The sequence below is a fragment of the Hymenobacter agri genome (assembly GCF_054778495.1).
Map to the genome: position 1 here is coordinate 1 of NZ_BAAGZM010001309.1, position 527 is coordinate 527.

Sequence of the window (527 nt, forward strand, 5' to 3'; positions counted from 1 at the left end):
GCTCGGCATCCGCGCCCTCGAGCGCCAGAACCGCGAGGGCCTGGAATTGGGCCCGGCCGGGCGCGACGGGCAGCCACCGGTGCCCAGCATCTCGGTCAACTGCAAGATGCTGGCCGCGCGCTGCTCGCTCTCCGCGCGCTCGGTGCGCACCCACTTGGACCTGTTGCTGAAGATGGGCGCCATCACGGCCAAGGCCTGGCACGGCACCCGCGCCGACTTCGAGCTGTGGATAAACCCCCGCTACCTGTGGCAAACCCCCGAAAACACGGTGGAAAACGCCGAAAACGCGCTGTCCATCGCCGCGATTCTCCAGGGTGAAGCAACAAAATTTCCGCTTAGTGTAGCATTTGAAACACCTGAGACACGGAAACTGGAAACTAGCGCGGGGGAAAAAGTAGTGGTGGCAACGACCCCGGGTCCGGAAGCGGCCACACTGGCAACACTTACTGGCAACACAGGGCCGCAGGCCGAGCCGCAACCGGCCCCTGCAACGCCAGAAACGGCCGCACCCGGGCCGCGGCGCGAGC

1 protein-coding gene is annotated in these 527 nt (G+C 65.8%); it reads left to right on the top strand.

Annotated features, from left to right (window positions below; all coding sequences use genetic code 11):
- Positions 1-527, top strand: a 527-nt coding sequence (locus tag ACYVDE_RS25955) for a hypothetical protein (RefSeq protein WP_460504377.1), incomplete at both ends; no start/stop codon positions are given.